16 protein-coding genes and 2 pseudogenes are annotated in these 20,174 nt (G+C 68.7%); 10 read left to right on the forward strand and 8 right to left on the reverse strand.

Annotated elements, in window-relative coordinates:
- Nucleotides 1–101 precede the first annotated feature (101 nt).
- Nucleotides 102–1,439 (forward strand): hemolysin family protein, encoded by a 1,338-nt coding sequence (locus R2E43_RS37870; RefSeq protein ID WP_332057056.1) that lies wholly within the window; start codon nucleotides 102–104, stop codon nucleotides 1,437–1,439.
- Nucleotides 1,436–2,455, forward strand: coding sequence for a hemolysin family protein (locus R2E43_RS37875; RefSeq protein WP_136207262.1), 1,020 nt, complete (start codon nucleotides 1,436–1,438; stop codon nucleotides 2,453–2,455). Before R2E43_RS37870 ends, R2E43_RS37875 begins: the two co-directional genes overlap by 4 nt.
- Before the next feature lie 335 nt (nucleotides 2,456–2,790).
- On the opposite strand, the gene R2E43_RS37880 is transcribed toward R2E43_RS37875, so the two are convergent.
- The 4 genes from R2E43_RS37880 to R2E43_RS37895 all read right to left on the reverse strand — a co-directional run bounded on the left by R2E43_RS37880 (nucleotide 2,791) and on the right by R2E43_RS37895 (nucleotide 6,347).
- A complete protein-coding gene (locus R2E43_RS37880) occupies nucleotides 2,791–3,801 on the reverse strand; it encodes a serine hydrolase (RefSeq protein WP_404780741.1) in 1,011 nt (336 codons plus the stop codon).
- A 703-nt stretch (nucleotides 3,802–4,504) separates the two neighbouring features.
- Complete coding sequence (locus R2E43_RS37885; RefSeq protein WP_003978624.1) at nucleotides 4,505–4,843, reverse strand: hypothetical protein; 339 nt, start codon at nucleotides 4,841–4,843, stop codon at nucleotides 4,505–4,507.
- Nucleotides 4,844–4,852: 9 nt separating this feature from the next.
- On the reverse strand, nucleotides 4,853–5,296 hold the full coding sequence (locus R2E43_RS37890) for a VOC family protein (RefSeq protein WP_011026951.1): 444 nt from the start codon (nucleotides 5,294–5,296) through the stop codon (nucleotides 4,853–4,855).
- 376 nt (nucleotides 5,297–5,672) lie between these two features.
- A complete protein-coding gene (locus tag R2E43_RS37895; protein WP_003978626.1) occupies nucleotides 5,673–6,347 on the reverse strand; it encodes a TetR/AcrR family transcriptional regulator in 675 nt (224 codons plus the stop codon).
- 349 nt (nucleotides 6,348–6,696) lie between these two features.
- On the opposite strand from R2E43_RS37895, the gene R2E43_RS37900 reads away from it, so the two are divergent.
- The 5 genes and pseudogenes from R2E43_RS37900 (at nucleotide 6,697) to R2E43_RS37920 (ending at nucleotide 12,367) form a co-directional block, all read left to right on the forward strand.
- Entirely contained in the window at nucleotides 6,697–7,632 is a 936-nt protein-coding gene (locus R2E43_RS37900; protein WP_003978627.1) for an oxidoreductase, read from the forward strand.
- Nucleotides 7,633–8,187: 555 nt separating this feature from the next.
- Nucleotides 8,188–9,260: pseudogene (locus tag R2E43_RS37905) on the forward strand (protein kinase family protein).
- A 643-nt stretch (nucleotides 9,261–9,903) separates the two neighbouring features.
- Nucleotides 9,904–10,914, forward strand: coding sequence for a DUF6192 family protein (locus R2E43_RS37910; protein ID WP_003978802.1), 1,011 nt, complete (start codon nucleotides 9,904–9,906; stop codon nucleotides 10,912–10,914).
- Between the two features lie 2 nt (nucleotides 10,915–10,916).
- A complete protein-coding gene (locus R2E43_RS37915; RefSeq protein WP_003978804.1) occupies nucleotides 10,917–11,336 on the forward strand; it encodes a hypothetical protein in 420 nt (139 codons plus the stop codon).
- Nucleotides 11,337–11,404: 68 nt separating this feature from the next.
- Complete coding sequence (locus R2E43_RS37920; protein WP_003978807.1) at nucleotides 11,405–12,367, forward strand: IS5-like element IS4811 family transposase; 963 nt, start codon at nucleotides 11,405–11,407, stop codon at nucleotides 12,365–12,367.
- Between the two features lie 292 nt (nucleotides 12,368–12,659).
- On the opposite strand, the gene R2E43_RS37925 is transcribed toward R2E43_RS37920, so the two are convergent.
- Nucleotides 12,660–13,655, reverse strand: a complete 996-nt coding sequence (locus tag R2E43_RS37925) for an SDR family NAD(P)-dependent oxidoreductase (protein ID WP_046247901.1) — start codon at nucleotides 13,653–13,655, stop codon at nucleotides 12,660–12,662.
- Between the two features lie 86 nt (nucleotides 13,656–13,741).
- On the opposite strand from R2E43_RS37925, the gene R2E43_RS37930 reads away from it, so the two are divergent.
- Nucleotides 13,742–14,656, forward strand: a complete 915-nt coding sequence (locus R2E43_RS37930; RefSeq protein WP_003978810.1) for an AraC family transcriptional regulator — start codon at nucleotides 13,742–13,744, stop codon at nucleotides 14,654–14,656.
- A gap of 860 nt (nucleotides 14,657–15,516) precedes the next feature.
- Here the strand turns inward: R2E43_RS37930 and R2E43_RS37935 are convergent.
- Nucleotides 15,517–16,269 (reverse strand): annotated as a pseudogene (locus R2E43_RS37935) (SDR family oxidoreductase); the annotation flags it as partial.
- A gap of 187 nt (nucleotides 16,270–16,456) precedes the next feature.
- Here R2E43_RS37935 and R2E43_RS37940 point away from each other — a divergent pair.
- Nucleotides 16,457–17,329 carry a helix-turn-helix transcriptional regulator gene (locus R2E43_RS37940; protein ID WP_003978631.1) on the forward strand — a complete coding sequence of 291 codons (873 nt, stop codon included), beginning with the start codon at nucleotides 16,457–16,459 and terminating at the stop codon, nucleotides 17,327–17,329.
- Between the two features lie 171 nt (nucleotides 17,330–17,500).
- Here R2E43_RS37940 and R2E43_RS37945 read toward each other — a convergent pair whose 3' ends face one another.
- Together R2E43_RS37945 and R2E43_RS37950 are read right to left on the reverse strand one after the other, a co-directional pair.
- Nucleotides 17,501–18,439, reverse strand: coding sequence for an SDR family oxidoreductase (locus R2E43_RS37945; RefSeq protein ID WP_332057058.1), 939 nt, complete (start codon nucleotides 18,437–18,439; stop codon nucleotides 17,501–17,503).
- A 49-nt stretch (nucleotides 18,440–18,488) separates the two neighbouring features.
- Nucleotides 18,489–18,905, reverse strand: coding sequence for an SDR family NAD(P)-dependent oxidoreductase (locus tag R2E43_RS37950; protein WP_332057059.1), 417 nt, complete (start codon nucleotides 18,903–18,905; stop codon nucleotides 18,489–18,491).
- Nucleotides 18,906–19,199: 294 nt separating this feature from the next.
- Here R2E43_RS37950 and R2E43_RS37955 point away from each other — a divergent pair, with 294 nt between their 5' ends.
- Complete coding sequence (locus tag R2E43_RS37955; RefSeq protein WP_011026945.1) at nucleotides 19,200–20,039, forward strand: helix-turn-helix transcriptional regulator; 840 nt, start codon at nucleotides 19,200–19,202, stop codon at nucleotides 20,037–20,039.
- Nucleotides 20,040–20,174: the final 135 nt, after the last annotated feature.

Genomic DNA, 20,174 nt, shown 5'->3' on the forward strand with positions numbered 1-20,174 from the left:
AGCCAGAGCTTGTCCGCCAGACCGACGGACCCCGCGCAGCACGGTCCTCGACCATTGCGCCCAGTACTTCCTGAGCACGGCACCCGGTGGGGTGATGCGGGATGAGCGCCGTGGAAGCCTGGCTGGGTGTGCTGGCCGTCTTCGTACTGACCGCGGGTACCGGGTATTTCGTCGCCCAGGAGTTCGCCTACGTCTCGGCCGACCGGCTTGCTCTCGCCCGCCAGGCCGAGGAGGGGGACAAGAAGGCCGCGCGCGCCCTGAGGGTGCTGGAGCGACTGTCGTTCATGCTCTCGGGCGCCCAGCTCGGCATCACGGTGACCGGTCTGGTGGTCGGCTTCATCGCCGAGCCCTCCGTCTCCGCGCTGCTGCGGCCCGTGCTGTCCGGCGTCGGCATCCCCGACGGCGCCGTCACCGGCATCTCCGTCGTCCTCGCCTTCGTCCTCGCCACGGTCGTGCAGATGGTGCTGGGCGAGCTGGCCCCGAAGAACCTCGCCATCGCCGTACCGGAAAGGCTGGCCACGGCACTGGCCGGTTCCACTCTGGGCTACCTGAAGGTGGTCGGCCCGGTCGTCCGGATCTTCGACGGGGCGGCCAACAGGCTGCTGCGCGGAGTCGGTATCGAACCGGTCGAGGAACTGCACCACGGCGCCACCCTGGAGGAGCTGGGCCACCTGATCGGCGAGTCCCACGAACAGGGAGAGCTGCCGCGGGGAACGGCCCAGCTGCTCGACCACGCGCTGGAGTTCTCCGAGCGGACGCTGCATGAGGTGATGGTGCCGCGGGCCGACGCGGTCTTCGTCCGCAAGGACGCCACCGCCGCGGAGGCCGTCACCCTCATCGCCCGGCACGGCCACTCCAACTACCCCGTACTCGGAGACCATCCGGACGACGTCGCGGGCGTACTGGGTGTGCGGGAGCTGATGGGACTGCCCGCCGGGCAGTTCACCGCCACCACGGCCGGGGCAGCGGCCCGGCGGCCCCTGCTGCTGCCGGACACCCTGCCACTGCCGGATGCCGTGGAGCGGATGCGCGAGGACGACGACGAGTTCGCCGTCGTCCTGGACGAGCACGGAGGCGTGGCCGGTGTCGTCACCTACGAGGACATCGCCGAGGAACTGGTGGGTGACATCGCCGACGAGTCGGACACCGTCACCGCGGTGGCCGTCGCGGACGGCGAGGGCTGGCTGGTGGACGCCGGGCGCCGCCTGGACGAGGTGGCCGAGGCCACCGGCGTCGAGCTGCCCGAGGAGGACGACTACGAAACCGTGGCCGGGCTCGTCGTCGACCGGCTCGGCCGCTTCCCGGCGATCGGGGACCGGCTCACCGTGGAGCTGCGTGGAGGCGGCAGCGCCGTGATCGACGTACGGACTCTGGACCGGCACGTGCCCGAGCGGATCCGGATCGAGTGGCTGGCCGAGAAGGCGGAGGAGCAGGCATGAGTTTCCCGTTGGCTCTTCTCGTCACCGTCCTGCTGCTCGTCGGCAGTGGGTTCTTCGTCGCGGCCGAGTTCGCGCTGGTCGCCGCCAAACGGCACCGCATGGAGAAGGCCGTGGCCGACGGGCAGCGCGGCGCCAAGGCCGCACTGGCCGGCATGCGGGAACTCTCGCTGATGCTGGCCGGAGCCCAGCTCGGCATCACCGTGTGCACGCTGGGACTCGGCTCGGTGTCCAAGCCCGCGATCTCCCACGAACTGGACCCCCTGCTGCACGAGTTGGGCCTGCCCGCCGCGCTCAGCTACGGCGTGGCCTTCGCCCTGGCGATGATCGTCGTGGTGTTCCTCCACATGGTCCTCGGCGAGATGGCGCCCAAGTCCTGGGCGATCGCCCACCCCGAGCGCTCCGCGATGCTGCTGGCCCCGCCCTTCCGCGCCGTCACGACCGCCGTACGGCCGCTGATCCGGGTCCTCAACCGCATCAGCAACGCCCTGGTCCGCCTCTGCCGGGTCGCCCCGCGCGACGAACTGGCCTCCGTCCACAACCGGGACCAGCTCACCCACCTGGTGGAGGAGTCCGAACGGCTCGGTCTGATCAGCGAGACCGACTCCGACCTGCTGACCCGCTCACTGACCGAGCCCGAGACGCCCGTGCGCGACCTGATGACCCCGGCCGCCGGCATCGTCGCGGCCGACGCCGGTGCCGAGGCGGAGGAGATCCTCGCCCTGGCCGCCGCGCACGACCGCACCCGGCTGCTGGTCCGCCAGGAGGACGCGATTCTCGGTTCCGTGCACGCCCGCGACGTCCTGGTGGCGCGAGCGCAAGGGCGAGCGACCGGTGCCCGCGCGCTGGCACGTCCCGTGCCCGAACTGGCGGAGGACGCCACGGTCGCCGAGGCCATCGAGGTCCTGCGCCGCCGGCGGGCGTCGCTCGCCGTGGTCCGCGACGGCGCGGGGCGGCTCACCGGCATCGTGAGCCTGGACGACCTGCTGGCCCGCTACCTCCAGCCGCAGACCGCATAGCAGCCCGGCTCACTCGGTCCGAGCGGGCCGTCGCGCCATGTGAAGGAGGCCGGGCAACAGACGGCCCAGCAGCTGATTCCCCCACTCCCGGGTCCGCCTGGCGCGCAAGGACTGGTGTGGTGGGCGGTTTCGACGCTTGCACGTTGTTGGTCGGACCGCCCCCCCTTGCTCGGGGCCCCCGTTGCTCGGGGCCCCTGGGGGGACTCATCGCCCGTAGTCCCTATGACGGGCTGTCCCGAACCGGTAGGGGAAGTACGTGAACGCGTTCGAGAGCGGGAGGCGGCCGTAACGCGCGCGAAGCGGTTCGAGGAGGCGTCTCGGCCCTGGTCGGGGCGTCAGGTGGTGGGCTTCTCCTTGAGCTTTCGGGAGAACGCCTTCGCGGACGCGTGTGTTGCCTGCTCCACGATGCTGATGCCGACCTCCTGGGTGCTGCAGTTGTTGAGGAGTACCGCCATCAGATAGACGCGACCGTCACGCTGTATCCGACCGATGCTGTTGACGTCCCACTTCTTGGTCTGAGTCCGCTTGAGCCAACCGTTCTTCAGTGCGGTCGTGCCCGAGTCGGCTGCTGCGGACACGCCCCACGTCTGGCTTCCCACGACGTGCTGCATCAGGTCCTGGATGTAAGCACGCGACGCCTCGCTCAAGGGCGACTTGTCGCCGAACACCGACTGGAGCAGACGTATCTGATCTTCCGCCGTGGTCTGGGTGATGCCCCAGACGGTCCCGTCACCGCCCTGTGTCTGGGTCAGGCCGAGCCGTTCGTTGGCAGCGTCGAGCCCGCGGGCACTGCCTATCCGGGTCCACAGAGCACTGGTGGAGTCGTTGTCGCTCTTCTGGATCATGGCAGCGGACTGGGCGCGCTCCTCGGTGGTCAACCTCCGCCCCTGGTCCTGGGCCTGGAGCAGCAGGGTCGCCAGGATGTCCACCTTCACGATGCTGGCGGTGTCGAAGGCGTCGTGTCCGTACGTCGCCATGGCACCGCTCTCGACGTCCAGCATGGCCACCGACATCCGGTTGTCGCCGAAGAGCGCGGTCACGGGGGCCAGAGCCGGTTCGAGGTCGAACGGCTTCAGCGTCGAGGTGGGCGACGGCAGCGGTTCCGCGTCCGCAGGCGCCTCGCCCGCCTTCGCCCGGGCCGAGACGGCCGGTGAGGACGGAGCCTTCGCCCGGGTGGGCGCGGACGACTCACCGGAGTCGGTCCCGGTGATGGCATAGGCGGCGCCGCCGATCAGGACCACGACCGAGGTCACGGTCCACGTGATGCGGCGTCGCCTGGCCCTGCGACGACGCCGTTGCTCCCGGCGGGAGCGGCCACGTCGCCGAGCAGGTGGGTTCTCATGCACGGGTGAGATGATAATCGAATCAAGGTTCGAGGTTGCGGGGTGTCCGGGCTTCGCAGACACGGCGCACGGCGTCGTCGGTCTCCGCCGTCCCCGTCTCGGTCGTCTGGAGGAGGACGCGGTCTGCGCGGAGAGCGGGACGACACGGGGGAACGCCCCGGTCGCGGCCGGTGCGTCGGGGCCGCCGAGCCGCACGGACAACTGCCCGGGGCACGCGGTGGTCCAGGAGCAGCCCCGCAGCACGTTCCTGGCCTCACGTACCGAGTCCCGCACCCGTCGGGTGTAGGCCGGGTTCACGTTGGGCCGTTGGGCCGGCGGACCCCCAGGGTCGAGCTGCGCACAGGGACGAACGGCATCCCCACGTACTCGCGCATGCCGAGCACGTACGCGGTTTCCGTTTCGCGCAGCAGCTCCGGGACACCGAGTTCCGTCACCGACAACCTTCCGCCCAGCCTGGCCAGGCTCCGCATCCCGATCCGTACCCGCCAAGCGCCACCCCGTGTCGGTGGAGAGGAGGTGCGGGACGCTCTGGAGACTGTCGAGGCGGTGGCTGGGGCGGCCTGCCTGTACTGCCGAGGCGTTCCCGCCCGCCACCCCCACGGCCGGCGGGGAGTACTCGGAGTCATCGGCTCGATCGACGGCTTGTCGCCCCGACCACCGAGTTGCCACTGGAGAGGTGCCGATTGTCCCGGCCGGGATCGATCGTTCACGCGGGGAGGGCGTCTCCGGGGAAGCCGTGGCACGGGTGAACCTCGCAACGCATCATCCCTGCTCGCACGCAGGGGTCTGCGGCCATGATCGCCGCGGCTTCCTCGGCCGACACAGTCATGATCGCGACGCCGGCCACGGTGTCGGAGGCGACCGGGCACAGGATCGCGATCACCCCTTCAGCACGCAGCGACACCATGCGCCGCTGGTGTTCGAGTTCGATCGCGTCCGCCCCGTCCATGGTCCGCTCCGGCCCCCATCGAAGGAACGCCAGGCTGTAGGGCTTCGCGGTTGCGGCCAGAGCCCGAATCTGTTCGTCAGTCACGGTCGCGCTCATGATGTCCCCTCACTTCTCGATGCGCTCGGCCAACGAGACGATGATCCCCTCTGGCCCGCGGACGTAGGCCATCCGCCACTCGCCTTCGTATTCACCGATGCCCCCCACCAGGCCGTAGCCGTCGACGACGGCATGGTCGACCGCGGCTTGGAGGTCGTGCACCTCGAAGGCGACGTTGCGCAGGCCGAGTTCGTTCGCCGGCGCGGCAGGCGATCCCGGAAGGTGGTCCGGCCGCGTGAAGCTCGACAACTCCAGCGTCGTACCTCCGCCGGGCGGTCGCAGCATGACGATCTCGGTGCGGGCGTCGGTCATGCCGATCACCGTGTCCAGGAACTCGCCTTCGACGGCCATCTTCCGGTCGGCCTCCAGGCCGAGACTGACGAAGAACGCCGTCACGGCCTCGAGGTCGGAGACGGTGATGCCGACGTGGTCGAAGCGCCTGATGAACGTCATCGGATCCCCTCCGAGGTTTCTGATCGGCGAGCGGCCATGAACGATGTCCCCCGGTGCGTCCATGCAAGTCAAGGGTAGGGGAAGCAAGAGCAGCCGGAGGGGATACCAGGGGGAGACGAAGACGACAGGTTGACGGCGCCTGAGACGTGCGCGTCACGCTGTACGCATCCGACGACTCCGGGCGCCGACGGACTCCGCCCCCAGGGCGCCGACGGACTCCGCCCCCAAGGTTGCGAGTAACCCATCGCCGACGTTCCGGTTGATGCGCGCTTCAGCGAAACGAACACCACCGGCGAGCCCGTGCTTCAACCAGGTCGCGACGCGCCACGGCGCGCCGGCCTCCGCGCTCTGGCTCACGGCCACTGCCTGGCCGGGCTCAGGCGGATTCGCGGGCGATGGTGCCTGCGGTGAGCGTCGCCAGCATCTCCTGCAGGGTGGTCACGAAGTCCAGCTTGAACGCGGTGAGCGAGGGATCCGCTTCGTAGGCGGAGAGCATCGCGGGGGAGGGCCGCGCGTGTGTCCATACGGCCCCGACGGCCATGATCATGGCTGCGGTCAACTGTGGTGCGCTGGCGCCCAGCTCAGGAAGGTGCTGGTGGGCCAATGCCGCGATGTCGGCGACGTTGGCCACGGCTGCGCGCTTGTAGCGGGCGGCCACCTGCAGGGAAACGTTGTGCTCCAGTACGCCCGCCTGCGCGCTGAGCAAGTCGCACAGGACCTGGCGCCCGGCGAGGGAGGCCGCGATGACGGCGGCGAACTGCTCTGCCCGCCGGCTCACCGGAGCCCCCTGGTCGACGCCGGCGTGCACAAGGGCAGGCAAGTCGGCCACCCACTGCTGCCAGGCACGGTCGAGCAGCTCCAGCAGGATGGCCTCACGCGATTCGAAGTAGCGCAGCACATTGGACTTCGCCAGACCGACGCGGCGGCTCAGCTCGTTCAGGCTGACCTCGCCGACGGGCATCTCCTCGAGCATGGCGGCGGTGGTGTCGAGGATGGCCTGGCGCCGTACCGCACGCTGCTCCTCACTGCGCGCGCGCTGGAAGTTCGTCATGCCCCCAGGTTACAGACTGCCGGTCTTTTGACATCAGACCGACGGTCTTCTACGTTTGGTCCCAGCCGAACAGACCGCCGGTCTGAAAAGGGGAGGGGCAGGTCTTGGGCTACGCACCGCGGCCTCAGGACCGACGCTCCCTTCATCTAGGGAGCCGTTAACAGGGACTGTCTCGACGTTGTCGATCAGTTCCGGGCGGACGACACGACCTGGTGCGGCGGCAGCCCGGGAGAACTCCGGCTACACCGACGCCTCGTGGCCAGTCGCGGCGCCCCAGTGCCGCCGGCGCCTTCAGCGGCACAAGCCCGAGCGCCGCATGGCCGAGCACAAGTCAAAGAATCCGAGGAGCGTGACGACAGTGAACCACTGGACCCCCGGCGACATCCCCGACCAGGCCGGCCGCACCGCGCTGATCACCGGCGGGAACAGCGGGATCGGTCTCGAGACCGCCCGCGCGCTCGCCCGGCACGGGGCCCGCGTCATCCTGGCCGGCCGCAGCCGGACCAGGCTGGGCCAGGCCGCGGAGGCGGTGCGCGCCGCGACCCCCGAGGCCCGGACGGACACCCTCGTGCTCGACCTCTCCGACCTCTCCTCCGTCCGCGACGCCGCCACCCGGATCGCCGAGACCGAGACGGTCGACCTGCTCTTCAACAACGCGGGCGTGATGAACCTGCCCGAGCGGCGAACCACCCACGACGGCCTCGAGATGACGGTGGGCACCAATCACCTCGGCCACTTCGCCTTCAACGCCCAGGTATGGCCCGCCGTGCGCCGCTCGCCCGCACCGCGCGTGGTCACCGTCAGCGCCATCGCGGCGCGGTGGCCGGTGGGCAGGCTGGAGGACCTGATGAGTGAAAAGAGCTACCGCGCCATGGGCGCCTACGCCAAGTCCAAGCGCGCCAACATCGTCTACACCCTCGAACTCGCGCGCCGTACCGCAAGCAGCCCCGTCGAGGCCCTCGTCGTGCACCCGGGGGCGGCGATGACCAATCTGCAGCAGCACGGCACCGGCCCCCTGAGCCGCATGGTGACCCCGATCGCCGCACGCCTGCTCATGGGCTCGGCCGAGGGTGCCGCCTGGCCCTCCCTGTATGCGGCGACCAGCCCGCACGTCCAGTCGGGCTGGTTCATCGGCCCCGCCGGACGCGACCAGACTTCCGGCACCCCCAGGCCCGCCAAACTCCCCACAGGCGCCGACGACCCCGCGGAGGGCAGGCGGCTCTGGGCGGCGAGCGAACAGCTCACCGGTGTCCCCTTCGACATCGAAGCCGAAGCCGCCGCCTAACAGGCCCCGCATGGTCGCCGCACGGGCCTGTCACGACGGCACGAAAGGCAACTTCGTCGAGTATGAGGGAACGTGGCAGTGAAACCGCGGGGTGCCGACCGTGATACGTGCCAGCTGTCCGGCACCCACGGCCGGCGTGGTCTGAGCCGACGGAGAGCATCCAGCCGGGCCGACGCGCTGTGTCAGCCGGCTTCGGCCGGAGACGGAACGAGGGCATCGGCGCCTCAAGCCAGCTCCCGGCCATCGCGCGCACCATTTGGAGGACGCCGCAACCGGTCTGGTGCTCGACGGGCCGCATGAGGCGGAGCGTGGCACCTGGCCGGTGCTGTGGAGCGAACACTCTGGTGTCAATCAACACCGGCTGCTCGCCGTGCCGTTCGCCGCACCGCCTACTGCCTGACCCGTCGGCCTGCGAAGAGGCAGACTGGCTGTGGAGGTTCCCCGAGGAGTCATGAGACGTCGGCAAGGAGTCATTCGGCGTCGGCTTCGGGAGTCGGTTTCAAGACCCTGGCATGATCAGCAGAATCCGGTTCTGACGTCAGGCTGGAGCCGCCGATGGATGTGACCGAGTCAGGGCATGCCGCGCGAGTGTCCGCCTACGCGGCCGTGGGAGCACGGCTGTCCCTGTTGAGTGACCGTCGGCTTGGGAATGCGGTGTCCGCCGCGCCGAATCTCGGCCGCGGTATCGGGGGTAGGTCGGCGGAGTTGGACGTCGAGGGGACGCGCGTCTTCGTCAAGCGCGTCCCGTTGACAGACGTCGAGTTGCAGCCGGAGCACGTGCGGTCGACGGCCAATGTGTTCGGTCTCCCTCTCTTCTACCAGTACGGCGTGGGGTCGACGGGTTCGGCGCCTGGCGTGAGCTGGCCGCGCACATCATGACGACGGGGTGGGCACTGAAGAACGAGTACGCGGGTTTCCCGCTGCTGTATCACTGGCGGGTATTGCCGGACAGTTCGCCTACCGGCTTCGTTGACGGGGTCGGCGGAGTGGAGGGCGCCGTGGCACATTGGGAGGGATCGTCGGCCGTGCGTCGTCGGCTGGAGGCCATCGGTAGCTCCTCCTTCAGCCTGGTGCTCTTCCTGGAGCATGTGCCACAGACGCTCGCCGAGTGGCTGGTCGACAGCCGGGACACGGCCCCGCGGCAGTCGGGAGGCGAGTCGCCCTATCCGTGGGTCGAGAATGCGCTGTTACGGGGGACGGAGTTCATGAGCGCGCGCGGACTGGTCCACTTCGACGCGCACTTCGCCAATCTGCTCACCGACGGGCAGCGGGTGTACTTCGCGGACTTCGGGCTCGCGTTGAGCCGCGATTTCGAACTCTCGGCGGAGGAGCGCGATTTCCTCGATGATCACCTCGTGTACGACCGCTCCTACGCACCGGACCACTTGCTTCGCCACCACCTGCCACACGACGTGCGTGGTGGCACCGAGCACGGAGCCTTCCTGCGCGAATGGGTCGACGGCCACCAACCCGCCGACATTGCGCCCGACATCGGCGCGATCATCGACCGTCACGCTCCGCACGCGATCGTCCTGGACGACTTTCATCACCGATTGCTTACTCAGAGCAAGCGCACTCCCTTCCCCGCAGCAGAGATCAAGCGGGCTCTGGCCGGCGGTCCAGGGTGAGCAGGGCGGCAGACTCTGAGCTGGACACAGTTCTCTCACAGCAGCGAATACAACGAACCGCTGAGGCACCAACTACAGGCACCCCGGATCGCCGTTGGTGACGAACCGTGTCAGTAGCTGTTTCTGATCCCCGGTTCTGAGTAGCCTTGCGTCCTAGGCTGGCGTGGTGTCCAGGGGTACCGGGCGGGCCGGGGAAAGGGACTGTCGGGCTTGTGGCGAAGGGCTGAGGCCGGGTTCGCGGCCTGATGCGCTGTTCTGTTCCTCGGCATGTCGTGCCAGGCAGTGGCGGGCGGAACGCCGGTTACGCAAGCGCCTGGCGGCCGTCCGGGGCGGTGCCGGTGAGGTGGAGTGTCCCGAGTGCGGGGTCCGCTGGGTCGTCGGCGTCGATCGGCGCTCGGACGCCGTCTACTGCTCGCGCCGGTGTGTGGTGAGGGCCTGGAGGCGCCGGAAGGAAACGTTCGGCGAACGGGCACAGTGACGGCAACGCGAACACATCCTGAGTTCAAGTTTGGTCAGAAACTGGACATCCGTGGTCATTCGTTGTGATCAGTGGATTTACGGTCTGACTCTCGGTGATGAGCGGGTCGTGTCCGCGTCACGGACGTCAGCTCCGTGCTGCGGCCCGTATGGGTGGTGGAACACCATGCCGGAGGAGATCGACAGGGTTGGAAGTGTCAGTCAGCGCCGCTACGAGCAGATCGTGGCCGAGTTGCGGGAAGTGGTCGAACAGCAGACACAGGGCTCGTTCACGATCGGGGACCGCGCGCTGGAGATCGAGCCGATGCGTGAGCGGGGCGGTGGCCAGCAGGTTGCTCCGGGCCAGGAGTTGTTCACGGTCAGCGAGACGCTGCACCGTCTTGCCGAGGACATCGGACTGGCCTACAGGACCGTGGAAAAGGCGAGGTGGACGGCGTCTCGGTGGCCGAAGGACAAGCGGCAGAAGGGCGTGTCGTTTCGGGTCCACAGAGTCCTGGCCCAGATCGCGGATGAGGCTGAGCGGTTCGCGACCATCGCCAAACCCCCCGCGGGCAAGACGCGGTGGACGGGGGACGAGGCCAACCGCAAGGTGGGTCGCCAGGTCGAGCGTCCGGCATCGCCTCAGGAGAAGATTTCCGCGATCCACCATCTGGCCCGGGACGAGGACGTCGCTGCGGTGGTGACCAGCGACTTCCTCAAACGTCCGACGGTGGCGGCCAAGGTCTCCGACCAGGACAAGGTCCGGGTGGTGGAGGAGTTCACCCGCGACGAGCGCGTCGCCAGCCAGGTGACCACCGGTCTGCTGCGTCGCCCTGAAGTGGCGTACAAGGCAATGAGCGACGACACCGCCCGCCACCAGGTCAATCAGGCTCAGGTCGAGCGAGGTCGGCAGGCCCGCGAGCACTTCGAGGACACCAATCCGGTTGCCCCGGCGGTCCGTCACATCGACCGGACGGTGGAGTTCCTGGACCTGGTCACCGCCTGTCACTCGTTCGTGGCCGCGGCCGGCCGGGCGGTCCCCGGGCTGCGTGATCGCACCCTGGGCGAGGATGAACGCACCATTGTCCACGAGAACGTGGCGAAGGTACGGGCGACGCTCGACTGGATCGAGACCGCGGTCGACACCGGCAAGGTCGACATGGACGGCGAACTGGCTCGCATGCTGCGAGGCGAGTAGCCGTGCCTCGCGCCTCACGGCGCAAGGGAGATGCCGCCCGACGGCATGCGGACACCATCCGGTTCGTTCTGTTCGAGGCCAGGCCGGCGGGTCTGGCGATGCACCAGCTGATCAGGGCCAGCGGGTTGTCGGACAGTCAGGTCAGATCGGGGCTGTCGGCCCTGCGCGACGAGGCGGCGGCCAAGGGCTGGCCACCGCTGATCTGGACCCGGACCGACGGCTATCAGCTCGACGCTGAACGGGCGGCGCTGGAGTCATACGAACGGGCGGTGGTCAGGGAGAAGCTGACCCAGTTCCGCCGGTTCATCACCGGGACCGTCACCCCGCATGCCGCGGCCCACCCGAACGACAAGTGGGTCAAGCACATCGTCGCTCAGCTCAACTCCATCGAATCCACCCTCGACCTCATCGCCAGTGCCTGAGCCTTCCTCGCGGGGGCCGACCTGCTCTGCCGGTCGGCCCCCGCCGCAGGTCAGTGACGGGAGGAGAAATGCGTCACCGCCTCTATCCCTCGGACATGACGGACGCAGAGTGGGCACTGGTCGAACCGCTGCTGCCGCCGCCGGCCTGTGACACGGCCCGCGGCGGGCGGCCGGAGAAGCATCCCCGGCGCGAGATCGTCGACGCGATTCGATACGTTGTGGACACCGGCTGCAAATGGAGGGCCCTACCTGCGGACTTCCCTCCATGGAGGACAGTCTGGGGCTTCATGGCCCGCTGGGCGGCGGTCGGAGTCATCGGCCAGCTCCGTGACGCCCTGGCCCAACGAATTCGCCGCGACATGGGCCGAGGGCCAAGAGCCGTCGCGACGATCATCGACTCTCAGTCGGTGAAAGCCGCCTCGACCGTCGGCAAGGACAGCCGCGGCTATGACGCGGGCAAAAGAATCAACGGGCGCAAACGGCACATGGTGGTCGACACCAAGGGGCTGCCGCTGATGGTGATGGTCACCCCGGCCGACCTGCACGACTCCGCCGTCGCCAAGGAAGTCCTCTTCCGACTTCGCCTGACGCACCCCGAGATCACCCTCGTCTGGGCCGACTCCGCCTATGCGGGCAAGCTCGTGACCTGGGCAAAGAAGCATCTGAACCTCACGATCAAGACCGTCAGCCGCCCGAAGGACACCTCGGGCTGGGTTCTGTTGCCCCGCCGCTGGGTGGTCGAACGGAGCCTGGCCTGGATGATGAACGCCCGCCGTCATGCCCGAGATTACGAGCGGCTGATCCAGCACTCCGAGGCCCTGATCACCTGGGCAGCGATCACGGTGATGACCAAGCGTCTGACCCGCACGGGTCCCACCGGCTGGTCGAAGAAGCCGAAGGCGACAGCCGACTCATCCCCGCAGGTCAGTACTGCTGCCACCGCTGGGAGGCCCGCCGGTTCAGCCACTGAAGAGCCAGCTCGAGCTGCCCCGCTGTCAGCCCGGCAGCCTCAGCCAGCCGGTCGGTTCTGAGCCCGTCGGGATACTTGTCGAGCACCCGGGCGATCTTGCCGATCCATAGTTCTTCCTCGATGAAGGGCCGACGCGCATACCGCTGCCGGAGGACGTCCAGATGCTCCTGGGAGCATGCGGTGACGAGGCGCAGACCGTCATGTGCCAGGTCATGCACAGAGACCGCCGACGAGTCCGGCACCGCATACCGCATTCGCCGGCCTTCGGCGATGGCCTGCTGGCACACGTCGCACACCACGTTGTCCCCCGTCGGGTCCTCGCACGCTCGCCTGGATTCCACCGCGGCGGCCGGTCATCCGGCGCTGAGGGTGTCAGCGCCGTACTCCCAGAGCCGGTCTGCTGCCTCCGGGTCGAGTGCGTGGGCGGCTACGCCGCCGGGCTGGACGTCCCCGTCCTCGACGGTCCGGGCCTCCTGGTTGTCTTCGAAGTAGCGGCCGGTGACGCCGTTGAGGAGAGGAGAGGCCGCCAGCAGGACGGAGGTGGCCGCCCCCTGTTCGGGAGTCTTGTAGTACGGCAGCGGCTTCACGTTGCCCTGGTCGTCCATCACGCCGAATGCGCGCATGGTCTCGTCGTCGACGTGCCGCTGCAGACGGGTGAGGATGTAGCCGGGGTTGAGCGCGTTGGCCGTGATCCCGTCGGCTGCCCAGCGGCGGGCACCCACCGTGAACAGGACGTCGGCGGTCTTGGACTGCCCGTAGGCCGCCCAGGGGTCGTACGGCCGCCGTGCGAAATGAGGATCTTCGAAGTCGAAGGGCGTGCCCAGGTGGGCGCCGGAGCTGACGACCACGATGCGGGCGGAGCCGGCGTCCCGCAGAGCCGCGTGCAGGCCAGTGGCCAGAGCGAAGTGGCCGAGGTAGTTGGTGGCAAGCTGCATTTCCCAGCCGTACGGGGTGAGGGTGCGTGTGGGAAGGGCCATGATCCCCGCGTTCGCGACGAGGATGTCGAGAGGCCCGCGCCATGCCCGCGCGAAGCTGTCGACGGAGGCCACATCGGAAAGATCGAGGGCCTCTGCGTGCACCCGGCCCGCACCGGCGGCGGCCGCCTCCTGGACCAGGGGCTCGGCGGACTGCGGGTGGCGCGTGGCGATGGTGACCTCCGCGCCGGCGGCGGCCAGGGCCCGGACGGTTTCGGCGCCGAGACCCGAGGCACCGCCGGTGACCACGGCACGGCGGCCGGTGAGATCCACGCCGTCGATCACCTCCTGCGCGCGGGCGTGAGAGTCGAAGGGGGTAGTCAGGAGGGCGGAGTCGTTTCGCGCGTGCCTGCCGCCGTCGGGATTCGTCGTCATGCGTCCACGCTACGATGAGGCGACTGGATGCTCTATGACTGAGAGTCCTTCTCCTTTTAGCGATCGTCCAATCCGGGAGGGTGAGTGTGGATCCTCTTGAGGATGTACTGACCCTGCTGAAGACCCGCAGCCATCTCTCAGCGAGCCTGGTCGCGGGAGGACGCTGGGCCGTGCGGTTCGACGCCCCCCGCGTGGTGAAGTTCAATGCCGTTCGCCGCGGCACCTGCCAGCTGGAGGTCGACGGGATCGACGAGCCGATCGACCTGGCCGAGGGCGACTGCTACCTCCTGACACGGCCACGCTCCTTCACGCTCCGCAGCGATCCGGAAACTGCTCCTGTCGATGGCGGAGTCGTGTTCGCAAGAGCCGAAGACGGCATCGCCAGAGCGGGCCAGGGCGACGACGTGTTCCTCATCGGCGGCGGCTTCTCCTTCGGCACCCGCGCCCAGGAGCTGCTGCTCGACAGGCTGCCCCCGATCGTCCATGTGCCCGCCGACACCCCGCACGCGGAGACGGTGCAGTGGGCACTGACCGCCATCGACCAGGAGCTGACACATCGGCCAATGGCCTCCACCCTGATCGCGGAGCACCTGGCCGTCATCATGCTCGTTCATGTGCTGCGCCTGCACCTCGAACGCGCGCCGCACGCGGTGTCAGGCTGGCTGGCCGGCCTCGCAGATCCCGTGGTCGCCACAGCGCTGACCTGCCTGCACCGCGATCCGGCGCGTTCTTGGACCGTGGCCGACCTGGCCGACACCGCCGCGGTGTCCCGTTCCACCCTGGCCGCCCGCTTCAAAGCCACAGTCGGCCAAGGGCCATTGGAATACCTCACGCGATGGCGGATCGAGCTCGCCGCCCGCCAGCTACGGGAAGGCAACGCAACACTCGCCTCCATCGCCCACTCCGTGGGATACGGATCCGAAAGCGCCCTCAGCGTCGCCTTCAAAAGGGTCCTGGGAATGCCGCCCGGCGACTACCGCAAACATCCCACGATGCCTTGATGCTTCGAGGAGACGCGTTACCACAGCCGGGCAACCGATGCACTCTGCATCACCATGCATGACTATCGCTCCGGCTCCTAAACCACCGTGAGGGCGCCTACTTCGGAAACAACTTCTCAGGGATCCTTCCAGCAGTTCGAGAAACTGTCGCAGGTCATCAGCCACCCGGTCGAGTTCGGGTTCGTCCAGCGACGCCGTTCGTGTTCGGTGGATCATTCCGCCAGGGCCGGCGACATAGGACAGGCCTCCACCGTTCGAGCCGATGACCAGGCCGCGGTCCTTCTGGCCCGCACCGACATCGACAGTGCCGTAGTGCTTGAACCGCAGAAGGACATCGGCTGCCGGATCAAGGAAGCAGCCATTACCGACGTCCGCCCAGGCAACCTCGCCGATGCTGTCGTAGAAGGTGACCAGGTCGGCAGGGACGAGACTGTCCCGGGCGAGCGTGCGAGCCGCGGCCTGGTCGGCGCTGTCGGCCCGCCGTACCTCGTTGACGCCCGGGGGAAAGCCGTGCCGGCGCTCGAACTCGTCTGTCATGGCCTCCAGGGTCTCCGCGACCCTGCTGGTCCACGAGGCCAGCCAGGCGGAGGAAAGCGAACGGTCACTCATGAGGTCGGATCATGGCACGGGCCGCGGACATTCCCGGGGCGCCCAGTAGCCCTGCGTCGGCAGCTCAGAACGACGTCCTGAGCTGCCGTCGGGTGATGAGGCAGCAGGCGAGTTCATGGACGGCTTCGTGCATGTCGGTCCTTCGAGCCGAGAGCGAGGCTGATGCGCGCGGGTGCGATCGTGCCTGTGGCGACCGTGCACGGTCGCGCCCAGGATGAGTGAGGAGGCCGCGGGAGGAGAGCGTCAGCCGGCCGGCCGGGGAGCATGGCCAGGGCACGGGAGCGCCGTGCGACGAGGTCGTCATAGGTGCCGTCGCGCTCGGCCCAGCGGTGCGTGAGGACGCCCTTCACGAGGACTTCGTCGGGGGTGGGGTCCTGTGCGAGCAGGTGCATGACCTCGGTGGCGAAGTCCTCGAGTGGCAGCGCGTGCGGATTCACCTCCTCCTGTCCCGCCGTGGCGACGGCCGGCGGGACGAGCTCGACGACGCCGAGACCGGTGCCGTCGAGTTGCGCGCGCAGGGCCTCGGAGTAGGCGTGCACCGCGGCCTTGGAAGCGGCGTAGCTGGGCATCGGCGGAAACGGCAGGAAGGCGATGCCGGAGGAGACGGTGATGAAGGTGCCGGCACCCCGCCGGACCAGGTGGGGGGTGAAGGCGTCGATGACCCGGATGGTGCCGAGCAGGTTGGTGTCGATCGTCGTTCTGGCCGCCTCGAAGTGCGCGGGGTCGCGCAGGTCCTCAAGGAGCATGACGCCCGACATGGTCACCACGGTGTCCAGCTCGGGATACCGGTCGAGCACGGCGTCACGCAGGGACTCGACCGAAGAACTGTCGGTGACATCCGCACCGAATGTGCCCCAGCCTTCTTCGGCGAGTTCCGAGAGCGCTCTCGGACTGCGGCCGGCGACGGCCACGACGCTGCCCGCAGCGGCGAACCGGCAGGCCAGCTCTCGCCCGATGCCCGAGGTTCCGCCGACGATGAGAACGGTGCGGTTGGAGAGATCCACGAGTTCTTCCCTTCAGTCCGGGGCGCGACGGCGTGCAGCCCCGTGGCGCACACGGTGAGGTCCTCTGTCCCCGTCGAACAGTGGTGCCGTAAGCCTTGCCGGACTCCGTCGGACTTGGCAGTTCCCCCGTCTTCCCTGGTCCTGTCAGGGCCCCCACTGAGTCCACGCACCGCATTACGGTGTCGCTATGAAGGACGAATCCGGCAACCGGCTCGGCAGCTACCTCCGCGCCCGGCGTGAGCTGATCACCCCGGCCCAGGCAGGGATCCCGCCCGGCGGCAACCGCCGCGTGCCCGGCCTGCGCCGGGAGGAAGTCGCCCTGCTCGCCGGAATCAGTCCCGACTACTACCTGCGTCTGGAACGGGGCCGTGACAAGAACCCCTCACCGCAGGTCCTCGAATCACTCGCACGCGTCCTGCAACTCGACGACATCGAACGGACGTATCTGCTCGGCCTCGCCGCGGCACGCCCCAGAGCGCCGCGCCGCAAGCGGCCCGAGCACGTACCGGCGCGCGTGCACGAGCTGCTCGCCCACCTTCCGATCCCCGCGTTCGTCGAGGGGCGCGCGTTCGACGTCCTGGCCTCCAATCCGATGGCCGTCGCTCTCTCCCCCCGCCTGCGGCCCGGGCAGAACCGGCTTCGCGATCTCCTCCTCGACCCTGAGGAACAGGAGTTCCACCAGGACTGGCCGAAGGCCACCGCCGATTTCGTCGCCGCCCTTCGCACGACCATCGGGGACGACACCGACAACCCCCGGTTCGTCGAACTCGTCGGAGAGCTCTCCCTGTCCAGTCAGCGGTTCCGTACCCTGTGGGCCCGCCACGAAGTCCGCAGCCTCGACGGAGGCAGCACCACCGTCCACCACCCCGTCGTCGGTGACCTACACCTCCACCGCGACAAACTCCCCGTCGAGGACGTCATCCTCGTCGTGTACTACCCCGACAAGGACAGCGACAGCGACGAGAAACTACGGCTCCTCGCTGGACTCTCACACTCCGAGTCCGCCGGCACGCCGCGCTCCGGAAGCAGCACTGGAGGGCGTCCCCCACAAGAGGAGTGATCAGTTCTGTGCCGGTGGGGGATCGGTGGCTGCTGGTGAGGGCGGCCAGGGCGCTGTCGTAGGAGCCGTTGGTCTGGCGTGGCGCAGGAGCTTGACTTTCTGGGACTCGATGCCCTCGCGCTCCGCCGTGATCGAGTCGAACAGTTTTGGAAGCGCCGCGGGTTCCGGTTGTCAGCGCAGGTGGGTGCCCGTGAGTTCTTCGGAGGTTCGCCAGACGCGCTGGGCCTCATCGGCGCTGCGCAGGCGGGAGTAGAGCTCCTGTTCTCCGGGTGGGCCACCCAGGTGGCCTGGGCCGCTGGGCCCGTAGAATCCGCCGGGCTTGGCGGCGGGGGAAGTAGCGGCCATGAGAGCGGGAAGCTGCGCGGTCTCCACGGTCCCCACGATGACGCCGCGGGCAGACATGGCCCGGATCATGCGAACCAGCACGGTGTCCTTGTCCCGGCCGACCTCGGGGCGGGCCGCGAGCAGGCTCGTAGGAGCGACCCCGGGGTGGGAGAGATTACTGGTGATGCCCCAACCACCTGCCTCGCTACGCCTGTCGAGTTCCAGACCGAAGAGCCCGAGGGCGATCTTCGACTGGCTGTAGGCCTTCCTGCCGTTGTAGGAGCGTTCCCAGTTCAGGTCGTCCCAGTTGATGGCGTGCTGGTTGGCCGCGATGCTGACCTGCGAGGTGACGCGTGCTTGTCCGGCCCGCAGGAGCGGCAGCAGGTGGGCTACCAGGGCGAAGTGCCCCAGGTGGTTGGTGCCGAACTGCAGCTCGAATCCGTCGACGGTGGCTTGCCTCTCGGGCGGGGTCATGACGCCGGCGTTGTTGAGGAGCAGGTGGATGGGCTGGCCCTCCTCCAGCAGCGTCTTGCCGAGCGCCGCGACGGAGGCGAGTGAGGACAGATCGAGGCTGCGCAGCGACACATCCGCGTCGGGGGCGTGCTGACGGATCTTGGTCAGCGCCGCCTCACCCTTGCGTGGATTGCGGACGGGAAGGACGACCTGCGCGCCGGCTGCGGCCAGGCGGATCGCCATACCGAGTCCCATCCCGTCGCTCGCTCCGGTGACGACGGCCCGCGTGTCACGCAGGTCGGGAATCGTGATGTCAATGGGTCGACGTGGCATGTGAGTCAGCTTCCTGAGGAGTCGGTTGGACGCAGTGGGATGCCGCCGGTCACGCCGGGGCGCCACCGCTGATGAGGAGGTGCTGGCCGCTGACCCGGCGGGCGAGCGGGCCGGCGAAGTACTCGAGCGAAGAGCCGGTCGAACTGCTCCGTCGTGACCTCACTGATCGGCTGGTCGACGATTTCCAGCCGGCATGGGAAACCACGATGTCCGGCTTTCCGAAGGTGTCGATGCACTGTTGGAACAGGTTCTCGGGGGCGTCCAGATCGGCGACATCGCCCTGCACGGCGACGGCTTCCGCACCCGGAGTGCGGATTTCCTCCACGGTCTGGAGCGCGGCGTCCTCGCTGCGGGAGCCGTTGACTACCACCCGGGCGCCGAGCCGTGCGTAGCGCAGGGCGATGACTCGCCCGATGCCGCGGTCCGAGCCGGTGATCAGGGCGGTCTTGTTGCGCAGGTCAGTCATGCTGAGCACCTGTTCTCGTGGGGGCGCGGGCGGGCGCAGGGGCGCCGAGAGCGAGAGCGAGAGCGGGGAGTGCGGGACGAGTGCGGAAAATCAGGTCGGGGGAGGAGCCGGGTCGCCACCGTGTACCGGAAGGCCGGGCAAGCCCACGGCGATCATGGAGCACGTCTCTCATCCTGGGCCGGCACCGCACGTCTCACAATGAGTGAAGGGGGGATCAGGAATCCGTGGATATCAAGCAGCGCCTCAGGTAGATCTGAGCAGAACGGGCCATGAACGTCACGGAAGGCGTGGACAGTGATCGATCGATCCGGTCTGGCACAGTTCCTACGGCATCGCCGGGAGGCGCTGCAGCCCGAGGACGTCGGCCTCCCGCGAGGACGGCGCCGCAGGACCAGCGGGCTTCGCCGGGAAGAGGTGGCCGCGCTGTGCCACATGTCGACCGACTACTACGCACGCCTGGAGCGAGAGCGAGGGCCCCAGCCGTCTCAGCAGATGATCGTCTCCATCGCGCAGGGCCTGCACCTCTCCCTCGACGAGCGGGACCACCTGTTCCGGCTGGCCGGACACACCCCGCCCCCGCGGGGCACGGACGGCGAACACATCAGTCCCGGCCTGCTGCGCATCCTCGACCGCCTCGACGACACTCCCGCGGAGATCGTCACCGAGCTCGGCGAAACGCTACGGCAGACCCGGCTCGGCATCGCACTCACCGGCGACCAGACCCGCTACAGCGGCCCGGCCCGCAGCATCGGCTACCGCTGGTTCACCGACCCCGCCACACGACAGCTCTACCACCCTGACGACCACGCGTTCCTCACCCGGATGTTCGCCTCCGGCCTGCGGGAGGTGGCCACGCTGCGAGGCCCCGGTTCCCGCGCGGCCCACTACGCCGACTTGCTGCTTGCCCAGAGCGAAGAATTCCGCCGGGTGTGGAAGGAGCACACGGTCGGAATCCGGCCCAAGGAGGTGAAACACTTCGTCCATCCCGAGGTCGGCGCACTGGAGCTGACCTGCCAGACGCTGCTCGATCCGAGCCAGGCGCACATGCTTCTCGTCTACACCGCCACGCCCGGCGGCGAGAGTTACGAAAAGCTCCAGTTGCTCTCCGTGATCGGCGCACAGACGCTGCGATGAGCCCGTGAGAAGGCCCATTCCGTCAACCTACGGCGCGACGCGGATCTGCGTCGGTCCCCGCGTTGTCAGGCCCCTCGTCAACCGTGCCGCGTGGCCGGTATGCGACTGCGCTGCTCAGAGGGGGCGAGCTGGATC

The organism is Streptomyces violaceoruber (genome assembly GCF_033406955.1).
In the GTDB taxonomy this organism is placed as follows: Bacteria; Actinomycetota; Actinomycetes; order Streptomycetales; family Streptomycetaceae; genus Streptomyces; species Streptomyces violaceoruber.

Excerpts from the sequence above, each read along its gene's own strand:
- R2E43_RS37885 (WP_003978624.1), bottom strand. The coding sequence starts at position 4,843 with ATGAGCGCGACCGTGACTGACGAACAGATTCGGGCTCTGGCCGCAACC.
- R2E43_RS37910 (WP_003978802.1), top strand. The coding sequence starts at position 9,904 with ATGCCGGAGGAGATCGACAGGGTTGGAAGTGTCAGTCAGCGCCGCTAC.
- R2E43_RS37940 (WP_003978631.1), top strand. The coding sequence starts at position 16,457 with ATGAAGGACGAATCCGGCAACCGGCTCGGCAGCTACCTCCGCGCCCGG.
- R2E43_RS37950 (WP_332057059.1), bottom strand. The coding sequence starts at position 18,905 with ATGACTGACCTGCGCAACAAGACCGCCCTGATCACCGGCTCGGACCGC.
- R2E43_RS37890 (WP_011026951.1), bottom strand. The coding sequence starts at position 5,296 with ATGACGTTCATCAGGCGCTTCGACCACGTCGGCATCACCGTCTCCGAC.
- R2E43_RS37870 (WP_332057056.1), top strand. The coding sequence starts at position 102 with ATGAGCGCCGTGGAAGCCTGGCTGGGTGTGCTGGCCGTCTTCGTACTG.
- R2E43_RS37895 (WP_003978626.1), bottom strand. The coding sequence starts at position 6,347 with ATGACGAACTTCCAGCGCGCGCGCAGTGAGGAGCAGCGTGCGGTACGG.
- R2E43_RS37875 (WP_136207262.1), top strand. The coding sequence starts at position 1,436 with ATGAGTTTCCCGTTGGCTCTTCTCGTCACCGTCCTGCTGCTCGTCGGC.
- R2E43_RS37925 (WP_046247901.1), bottom strand. The coding sequence starts at position 13,655 with ATGACGACGAATCCCGACGGCGGCAGGCACGCGCGAAACGACTCCGCC.
- R2E43_RS37945 (WP_332057058.1), bottom strand. The coding sequence starts at position 18,439 with ATGCCACGTCGACCCATTGACATCACGATTCCCGACCTGCGTGACACG.
- R2E43_RS37920 (WP_003978807.1), top strand. The coding sequence starts at position 11,405 with ATGCGTCACCGCCTCTATCCCTCGGACATGACGGACGCAGAGTGGGCA.